General features: G+C 35.5%; 1 protein-coding gene and 1 pseudogene. Both read left to right on the plus strand.

Annotation, left to right across the window (positions count from 1 at the left end):
• Positions 1-110: pseudogene (locus ACFIO3_RS11690) on the plus strand (translation initiation factor IF-3); the annotation flags it as partial.
• A gap of 600 nt (positions 111-710) precedes the next feature.
• The coding region (locus ACFIO3_RS11695) for an ABC transporter ATP-binding protein (RefSeq protein ID WP_375704504.1) at positions 711-2,344 on the plus strand (1,634 nt) is incomplete at its 3' end.

Consider the following 2,344-nt stretch of genomic DNA (forward strand, 5'->3'; position numbering starts at 1 on the left):
GATTAAAGCTTCTTCAGCGTGTGAAAGAAGATACAAGTGAAATTGCCAAAATCGAATTGGAGCCAAAGCTTGAAGGCAGGCAAATGATGATGGTGATAGCACCTAAATAGTTTTGCATTGGAATAATATTCGCATGCAACTCATCAAAATGATGTGTATAGTGTTATTTAGAAGCACCACATAGAGTTTTTGTGGTGCTTTTAAGGTTTTATAAATGTGTATAAATCCTTTTAACAGTTTAACAGTGCTTGATTGATTTATAAAAAGAATTCGTTATTTTGCATATTAAATGAAAAAGCTCAAACATCGTAAGGTCTTATTATTTCAAGTTCTTTCTATATGAATCCGACAAAATAATTCTGCTTGCACATCACAAACAGAGATAATGCATACATAAAATTATTAAAAAAAGCAGAAATGCCTTTTGTGAACCATTTGAAGTGCCAAAGGCTATTACAATATGGAAATTAGTAAATAATAATGATGAGACTCGCCCGTACTTTTTATTTAACTAAAGATAGTAATAAACAACAAATTTTCGTTATACTTTTCACAGAAACCTTGCACTATATTCTTCACTCTCACCGTCGTGAAATTGATGGATGAACCTTGAAAGAAAAGGCTATTTTTGTACAAAAGATTTATGGATTTTTTTAATCTAAGAGTGCTTCAATCTTGCATAAAACAACAAGAAAATATAGAAGCACTTTATGGACAAAAAACAAATTTCCTCTTTTGATAAACATCTTATTATCCGTCTTTTGCGAGAAAATTTTCACAAACATGCGCGTTGGTACAGTGCAGCTATTTTCTCAATGATCATCATTTCTGGTACAACTGCAACTAGTGCATGGATGATGCGTGATGTTGTTAATCAGATTATTGATGCGCAAAATTTTCCTATGATCGTTTTGATTTCTAGCATCATTGCTTTTATCTTTATTCTCAAAGGAGTTGCAACTTTTTCCCAAACTTATTTTCTAAACAAAGCAGGCAATAGTATCATTGCTGAACAACAACGCAAAATTTTTGCCCGACTTATGGAACAAGGAGTTTCTTTTTATCATAATAACACTTCATCTGATCTTCTTGTTCGCGTAACCCACAATGCTACAGCTGTACGTAATATCATTGATACTATTATCACAACTTTTGTACGTGATTTGCTTTCCGTTAGTGGTTTGTTGCTTGTCATGTTTATTCAAAACTTTATATTAGTTGCCATTACTTTAATCGTAGGACCACTAGCTTTTTTAGGCGTTCGAATGGCTTTAAAACGCGTTCGCCGCCTTATGGAAAAAGAGCTCCTTTCACTTGGTGAAATTATAAAAATCGTACAGGAAACTGCTGTTGGTATTCGAGTCATTAAGGCTTTTTCACTAGAAGAAGTCATGAAGAAAAGAATGGACAAAGCCATTTGTGATGTTGAAAAACAAACAAATAATATTGCAACACTCGAAGCTATTACCAATCCGATTATGGAAACGCTCACAGGTGTTGCCATTGCTGGTATTATCTGTTTTTCCGGTTACCTTGCAACCCAACGCGCAGGTGTTCAAGGTGAATTTATGTCCTTTATTGTTGCTTTACTTTTAGCTTATGAACCCGCAAAAAGACTAGCAAATGTACGTGTTAAAATTGAATCTGGATTGGTCAATATCCGTACGATGTTTGAAATACTCGACCATCCTCTTACAGTTATAGAACATAAAGAAGCTAAAGATCTGAATAAAACGCAAGGAGCTATTCGCTTCGAACACGTTTCTTTTGCATACACTGAGAACAAAATGGTATTGAAAGACATAAACCTAGAAATAGAAGCTGGAAAAATGACAGCATTGGTGGGACCATCAGGTTCGGGAAAGTCTACCTTTATTAACCTTATTATGCGACTCTATGATCCCACAAAAGGACGCATATTAATTAATGATCAAGACATCCGCTACACAACATTTCGCTCTCTGAGAAACCTGATGGCCTATGTAGGACAGGATACTTTTCTCTTTCAAGGAACTGTTAAATATAATATCGGACTTGGAAAAGAAGGGGCTAGTGATGACGAAATTATCGAAGCAGCAAAAGCAGCAAATGCTCATGACTTTATTATGCGTTTGCCAAATGGTTATGATACACAGATAGGTGATAATGGCTGTAATCTTTCAGGGGGGCAAAAACAACGACTTTCTATCGCTAGAGCAATGATTCACGATAGTGAAATTCTGATTCTTGATGAAGCAACGAGTGCGCTCGATTCACACACCGAAGCGCAAATTAATGAAGCTATTCATCACCTTACCAAAGGACGCACAACGATTATCATTGCTCATCGCCTTTCAACAATTGC

This window comes from Bartonella sp. AD328YNZD (assembly GCF_042196425.1).